The following is a 7,200-nucleotide window of genomic DNA, read 5'->3' on the forward strand; positions in this document are numbered from 1 at the left end:
TTTGTTTGCGCAAAGTCGACCCAGAATTAGTCATGCAACTCATTGCAGAACATAAGGTTGATTATTTCTGTGGTGCACCGATTGTTCTTTCAATGATTATTAACTTACCTAAAGAAAAACAAACTAGCTTTGATCACCATGTTGAAGTGATGGTTGCTGGAGCAGCTCCTCCAGTTGCTATTATTGAAGGTATGCGAAACATGGGAATTAACGTCAACCATGTTTATGGCTTAACAGAAACATATGGGCCTTCTGCCTTATGTGCTTCACAATCTGGATGGAATGAACTTTCAATTGCTGAACAGGCTCAGCTTCATTCCCGTCAAGGTGTACCCTACCCATTACAAGACAGTATGCGTGTATTAGACCCCGAAACAATGCAGCCTGTCCCGAATGATGGACAAACCATGGGGGAAATTATGTTTCGTGGCAATATTGTCATGAAAGGCTATTTAAAAAACCCGAAAGCAACTCAAGAAGCTTTTGCTGGCGGATGGTTCCACACGGGAGACTTAGCCGTTTGTCATCCAGATGGTTATGCAAAAATTACTGACCGATCAAAAGACATTATTATTTCAGGTGGAGAAAATATTTCATCTCTAGAAGTAGAAGATGTGTTGTATAGACACCCAGCTGTTTTAACTGCTGCGGTCGTCGCTAAACCCGATGCTCGTTGGCAAGAAGTACCCTGCGCATTTATTGAATTAAAAATGGGTGCTACAGCAACACCGGAAGAAATTATTGAACATTGCCAAAAAGAATTAGCACGCTTTAAAGTTCCTAAAGATGTGGTTATTACAGAAATTCCAAAAACATCGACCGGCAAATTACAGAAGTTTATTTTGCGAGAATGGGCAAAAGAACGTGCTGAGAATATATAAATAAAAAAGCGACGCCTTGAGCGTCGCTTTTTTATTTAAGCGCATTTAGCCTTGATCAGACAATAATGCGATTTGCTGCACATAGTTAACAAATTTAACTTTTGATGCCTCAATATCTGCTTCACTCGCCTGTTGAGTTTTATCGCGGTTGATTCTCAACACATGCTGACGCAAGGTGTGACGTTCCGATGCATTATAAATTTTACTAAATTCATTAATTGCAGGATCACCCTGCTCAATCATACGGTCAACCCAACGCATTAATTGAGCCTGTCTTTTTGCGCCTTGTTGCGGAGTTAAATAAGACAAAATAATCGTCTCATCTTCATTGCGCAATAACTTACCAATACGTTGAAATTGGCGACGACGTGCTTCAAAAGAACTAATGTTCTGCACTTCCATTAAAGCATCAATTAAACGCTCATCAACTGGAAGTTTCTGAATTTGTTTAATAGAAAGTTGTGCGAGTTGCTCACCTAAAGCAGCCATGCGTTGCACTGCTTTTTTCTGTTCGGTTTTACTTGCACGTCCTTCTAAAGAACCGAAATCTTCTTCAGTATAACGTTGGGAACCACGTGCCACGATTAATCTGCCTCATAAAATTTTGCTGCGAATAACGCCAGTACTTCATTTAATGCCTGCTCTTCGTCGGTACCATCAATGACCAATCGCAAAGTGGTCCCTTTACCTGCACCTAACATCAGCAAAGACATAATATTTTTTGCATCTACCAAATGATCGCCTTTTCCAATCTGGATCGACGAACGAAACTTTGTAGTGACCTCTATCAGTTTTCCTGATGCACGAGCATGTAAACCGAGTTTATTAATTACATCAACAGTTGTGTCTATCATGACCAGTGCTTCATTTCTCTGTGTAAGACCTGAACAGACCATTCTGCCTCAAGTGCTTGTTTTAGTCTATCTACGATATAAACCGAACGATGTTGCCCCCCAGTGCAACCAATAGAAATCGTCATATAGTGACGATGTCCTTCAGCAAATGCGGGAAGCCATTTTTTTAAGAAGTGAAGAATATCATCAAACATTTCGTTTGCTTGCGGACTTGCTTCTAAAAATAGTCTTACTGGCTCATCCAAACCAGAAAAACGTCTTAATTCTAAATCCCAATGCGGATTTGGTAAATGCCGTACATCAAAAACATAATCGGCATCTAAAGGAATGCCATGTTTATATCCAAATGACTGCAATATGACAATAAGCTTATCTGACTGCCCCAATTTAGACAGTAAAATATGCTTTAAATCATGAACGCTTTTATCCGTTGTATCAATATGAACCGTAGCTCGGAACTGAATTGGAAGCAGTAACTGCTTTTCTTCATGAATACATTGCAACAGACTTTTAAAACGATTAGCTAATGGATGCGGGCGACGCGATGCACTAAAACGCGCAATCAGATCCTGATCTTGTGTCGTCAAGTAAATAACATCAACAGTTCCATGTCTTTGTAATTGCTCAAACACATGATCGAACTCTTGCATATCTGCCCGAGTACTTCTTACATCCACACCTAAAGCTAATTGCTCTAGATTGTTTTCATGATCTAGCTTTGCCACAATTTCAGGCAGCAATGCCAAAGGCAAATTATCAATACAGTAATAGCCCAAATCTTCTAATACTTGAAGGGCCGAAGATTTTCCTGAACCAGACTGTCCTGTCACGATAAGTATACGCTTCATGGCATGGCTGTCCTTTGATCTCTTTTATTGGGGTGTAAAGGCAACTTCTAAATTGTCAATCAAACGAGTTGCACCTAGTTTTGCCGCGACAAACAACACAATATCACGATCAAATTGAGTAGCAGGTAACAGATTTGTCTGACGAGCTTCGACATAATCAACAACAAAACCATTATCTGTCAACTGAGTTTTGATATCTTCTACAACTTGTTGCAAATCTTTGCCTTGATGTAACTGTTGCTCAGCCTGCTTCAAACTTTGATAAATAACCGGAGCGATCTGACGGTGCTCAGCGCTTAAATAACCATTTCTTGAGCTAAGCGCCAAACCATCTGCTGCACGAACAATTGGCACGCCAATCACTTCTAAAGGTATATTTAAATCTTGTACAAACTGACGAATAACGGCTAACTGTTGGTAATCTTTTTGTCCAAAGAAAGCGTAATTCGGTTGCACAATATTAAAGAGCTTAGTTACAACCAAAGCGACACCATCAAAGTGTCCTGGACGTGAACTACCACATAAAGCATCTGTAATCTGGCTGACACTGATGTTCGTTAAACGTGGTTGTGTACCGTACATTTGCTCAACTGATGGTGCAAAAATAATGTCACAGCCAACATCGGCAAGTAGGCGACTATCTTGCTCTAAAGTACGAGGATAGTTGTCAAAATCTTCGCCTGGACCAAATTGCGTCGGATTTACGAAGATGCTTACAACCACAACATCACATAGCTTTTTCGCTTCACGAACAAGTGTGAGATGCCCTTCATGTAGATTTCCCATTGTTGGGACAAAACCAATAATTTTACGTGCAGCTCTAGCAGGATTTAAAGAAGCTGCAAGACCTTGTATGGTGGTTTCTGTTTTCATGAATTACAGCTCAACGTGAAAAGTATGTTCTTTGGCAGGGAATGATTGATCCTGCACAGCAGCATGAAAAGCTTTAAAAGCATCTAAAATGGCAGTTTCACCTGATTGCTCTTTCATAAAGTTACGTACAAAACGCGCAACTCGACCAAAAGTTAGGCCCAACATATCTTGTACAACCAATACTTGACCATCGGTTGCATTACCTGCGCCAATACCAATTACAGGCGTATTTGGGAATAATTCAGCAATTTCTTGACCCAATTGAGCAGGAACACATTCAAGTAATAATACCGCTGCACCCGCCTCAACCACTGCTGTACAATCAGCAATAAGCTGATCTGCTGCTTCACGTGTTCTAGCTTGTAATTTATAGCCACCGAATACATGTACAGATTGAGGTGTTAAGCCTAAATGTACACAAACAGGTACACCATTACGGGTTAAAACCTGCACGATTTCACTTAACCATGCACCACCTTCGATTTTCACCATTTGAGCGCCAGCTTGCATGACTGTTCTTGCATTTTGCAAAGCATCATTCAAGGTTGCATAACTCATAAATGGCAAGTCTGTCATAATCAAGGCATGCTGATTACCACGGCGCACCGCTGCCGTATGATAAGCCATATCTTCAACAGTTACTGGTAAAGTTGAATCTCGCCCTTGAATTGCCATTCCAAGAGAATCACCAATTAAGATTGTATCAATTTCAGCAAGTTCCATTGCTTTTGCCATGCTTGCATCGTAACAAGTTAGACAAGAGAACTTACGTCCTTCGGCTTTAAATTTTCTTAAGTCACTTAGACTAATCATGATGATATCCTCTACAGGAGTTTGCAGAACATAATGAATCGAGAGCTTAGGCCCAAGACTCATCCGCAAGTACAGTCAGCGTTGGCTGCTGTATCAGTTCTAAATTTTTAAGTGGCTGATCATTAATCTGTAAATCAGCATCTAAATCTAATAAAGGAATCACAACGAAATCTCGTTGTAGAATGCCTATGTGCGGCACAGTTAAGCGCTCATTGTGAATTTTTTCATTGCCATAAATAAGCAAATCCAGATCTAAGGTTCGCTCACCCCAACGACGAAGTCGTACACGGCCAGCTTCTTGCTCAAACCGTTGTAAATGATCCAGCAAATCTAAAGGTGCAAGATCGGTATTTAATTTTGCAACTGCATTTAAATAATTTGGCTGATCTTGAGGCCCCATAGGCGGACTTTGATAAAGTCTAGAGACTTTAACCATTCCTAACGTCTTAAGCTTAGCAATGGCTTCAGATAAAATTTGACGTGAATCGCCTAAATTACTTCCTAAACCAATATAAGTTGTTATTGTCATTGCGTTGGCCCAAAGACGACTTGGCTTAAATCACGTTGTACCCGCTTACGTTTTAAAATTGGATGATCGCCCATCACGCCTGCTTCAGAAGTAGTCGCTTTTTCAACAAATCGGCCAACTGCCTGATCTTGTCTAGTACGTTCTTTTTTCCCACGGCGAGTACGTGGTTCCGGAATATCAACCAAAGGTTCAATTTCGGTGTCAACTTTATTATTTTCAATAGGCTCAGCAGCAGCTTTACGACGGTTTCTAGCTTTCTGACGATTATATTGGCTAATCGCAGCTTCTTTTTCGTCATTTGACATTTCTTGGTAGGCTTCCCACCAGCTTCCCATTCCTTGTGTTGTGTCATCACCAGACTTTTCACGAAGTAATAAGAAGTCAAAACCTGCACGGAAGCGAGCATGTCCTGCCAATGCTTCTATTTGCTGTGGTTTTGGATTAAGCAAACGGGTCTGCATTTCCCAAACTTCACGAATAAAAGTTTCTGCAAAGCGAGGAATAACTGTACGTGTTGCTTGGCGTTTTAAGACATCTAAACCAGCCTGCGCACGGGCTTCAGCCGGCACAATACCTTTAGATAAATAAAACTCACAACGCTCTAAAAACGGTTGCCACAATAACACTGCATAGAAAAATGCTGGGTTAATTGTTTTCCCAACCTGAATACGTTGATCTGTATTCTTTGCTGCTCTTAAAATAAAAGGAGTGAGGTTAGGCTGAATATCTGCAAAGAGTTGCTTCCAGACACCAAACTCAATCAACATTGGCAGAACACGCGCCAAATGCCCCATTGTGAACAGCTTCTGAGATTCATCGTATAAACGATGCGGCGATACATCACGCAGTAATTGCGTCATTTCAGCATCAAAGATATCGAGAATATTTGAATCAATTTTGAAATTTAACTTAGCTGCAAAACGTAGAGTTCGCAGCATACGCACTGGGTCTTCTTCGAAGCGCTGTGCAGGATCGCCCAATAAACGTAGAGTTTTATTTTTTACATCGTCAATTGCTTTGCAGAAATCGAGCACGATACTCTTACGCGGTTGGTAATATAGCGTATTGATTGAAAAATCACGTCGAGCAAAGTCTTGTTCGATAGTACCCCAATTATTGTCACGTAAAATCATGCCTGAGGCACTAGTGACTGCTTTTTTAGGAGGGGCACGGAATGTAGCAACTTCAATAAGCTCACGCCCTGAATAAACATGTGCCAATTCAAATCGACGACCAATGATTCGGCAACGTCTGCCAAAAACTTCTTTAATTTGAGAAGGTGTCGCATTGGTCACTGCATCGAAATCTTTAGGATTAAACCCTAGCATTAAATCACGGACACCACCCCCAACAATATAAGCTTCATAGCCAGCTTTAGTCAGGCTATCGATCACATCTAAAATCGAAGAAGGAAGTTGGGCTGTGGACAAACCACATTTTGACGCTCGCAAGGTTTGCAAAAGACGCTGTCTCCTACGTCAGGACGTAAATAACAAGTTGTCGCTAATCATAGCTCTAACGCACACAAAGGGCAATTTGATTCTCTGTAGTTTGCGCATGAAATGACAATTGACAAACAGATGATTTATAAAGTCAAACGCGCTTTATTCTTTTCAAAAATGGCTGGACCAATGCCCTTTACGTTTTTAAATTCATCAATATTTTTAAAGCCACCATTCTTTTGACGGTATTCTACAATCGCTTGAGCCTTTTTCTCACCAATACCTTTTAGCTTTTGAAGCTCATCAATATTGGCTTGATTCAAGTGAACTTGTCCCGAAGAGTCAGTCATGGCTGAGCTTTTTGGAACACTAGAATGAGAGGCGTGTTGTATGCTTAACTTCTGATCATACATCTGCTGTTTAGCCTTCCACTCCTTAAAATTTTGATCAAAAGATTGAGCCTGAACAAAGGTGGAAGAAATCAGGCTCCAAAATAAAATAATAAAAATATAAGACTTACTCTTCCAAAGATTCATGCTGAGATGCATGTGTTTTTTCCCCTAATTTTAACTGCCGCTTTGCCTGATTCCACAATTCATCCATTTCAGACAAGGTCATGTCTTCTAATGTTCTTTGCTGTTTTTGCGCTTGATCTTCAATAAAAGCAAAACGACTTCTAAATTTATGTATTGTTGATAAAAGTGATGTTTCACTTGAAATCGCCAGTTTACGTCCTACATTGACTAATGAAAACAGGCAATCTCCAAATTCATCTTGAATTTCATCAATATTTTGATTTTTTAGTGCCTGTTTAAACTCATCTAGCTCTTCTTCTAGTTTTTCATAAGCATCTTCTACGGTTTCAAAGTCAAACCCAACTTTTGCTACATTTTCTTGAATTTCTTGTGCCTGCAATAGGGCTGGTCCATGTTTAATTTCATCCAACCTTGATTGCGGCTT

The 7,200-nt window shown here is 40.3% G+C and carries 10 protein-coding genes; 1 reads left to right on the forward strand and 9 read right to left on the reverse strand.

Features of this window, described 5'->3' with window-relative positions:
- Positions 1-881, forward strand: an 881-nt coding sequence (locus UC75_RS21665; protein ID WP_228137362.1) for an AMP-binding protein, incomplete at its 5' end; no start/stop codon positions are given.
- Positions 882-926: 45 nt separating this feature from the next.
- Here the strand turns inward: UC75_RS21665 and yjgA are convergent.
- From yjgA to UC75_RS21670, 9 genes are all read right to left on the reverse strand, one after another.
- Positions 927-1,463 (reverse strand): ribosome biogenesis factor YjgA, encoded by a 537-nt coding sequence (yjgA, locus tag UC75_RS13125; protein WP_004794549.1) that lies wholly within the window; start codon positions 1,461-1,463, stop codon positions 927-929.
- Positions 1,464-1,465: 2 nt separating this feature from the next.
- Entirely contained in the window at positions 1,466-1,735 is a 270-nt protein-coding gene (locus UC75_RS13130; RefSeq protein WP_013198928.1) for an HPr family phosphocarrier protein, read from the reverse strand.
- Entirely contained in the window at positions 1,732-2,583 is an 852-nt protein-coding gene (rapZ, locus tag UC75_RS13135; RefSeq protein ID WP_004794551.1) for an RNase adapter RapZ, read from the reverse strand. The genes UC75_RS13130 and rapZ overlap by 4 nt, the downstream gene beginning before the upstream one ends.
- Positions 2,584-2,607: 24 nt before the next feature.
- Positions 2,608-3,456, reverse strand: a complete 849-nt coding sequence (gene panC / locus UC75_RS13140) for a pantoate--beta-alanine ligase (protein WP_049837867.1) — start codon at positions 3,454-3,456, stop codon at positions 2,608-2,610.
- Positions 3,457-3,459: 3 nt separating this feature from the next.
- The gene (gene panB / locus UC75_RS13145) at positions 3,460-4,269 is read right to left on the reverse strand and encodes a 3-methyl-2-oxobutanoate hydroxymethyltransferase (RefSeq protein WP_004794557.1); all 810 of its coding nucleotides are present in this window, start codon (positions 4,267-4,269) and stop codon (positions 3,460-3,462) included.
- Between the two features lie 46 nt (positions 4,270-4,315).
- Entirely contained in the window at positions 4,316-4,798 is a 483-nt protein-coding gene (folK, locus tag UC75_RS13150) for a 2-amino-4-hydroxy-6-hydroxymethyldihydropteridine diphosphokinase (protein ID WP_004794560.1), read from the reverse strand.
- Positions 4,795-6,258, reverse strand: a complete 1,464-nt coding sequence (pcnB, locus tag UC75_RS13155; protein ID WP_049837868.1) for a polynucleotide adenylyltransferase PcnB — start codon at positions 6,256-6,258, stop codon at positions 4,795-4,797. The genes folK and pcnB overlap by 4 nt, the downstream gene beginning before the upstream one ends.
- A gap of 125 nt (positions 6,259-6,383) precedes the next feature.
- Positions 6,384-6,788 (reverse strand): ComEA family DNA-binding protein, encoded by a 405-nt coding sequence (locus tag UC75_RS13160; protein ID WP_049837869.1) that lies wholly within the window; start codon positions 6,786-6,788, stop codon positions 6,384-6,386.
- A partial coding sequence (locus UC75_RS21670; protein ID WP_322842905.1) for a MazG nucleotide pyrophosphohydrolase domain-containing protein occupies positions 6,757-7,200 on the reverse strand: 444 nt, incomplete at its 5' end. The genes UC75_RS13160 and UC75_RS21670, both read right to left, overlap by 32 nt.

The organism is Acinetobacter sp. V2 (assembly GCF_001188385.1).
Taxonomy (GTDB): domain Bacteria; phylum Pseudomonadota; class Gammaproteobacteria; order Pseudomonadales; family Moraxellaceae; genus Acinetobacter; species Acinetobacter oleivorans.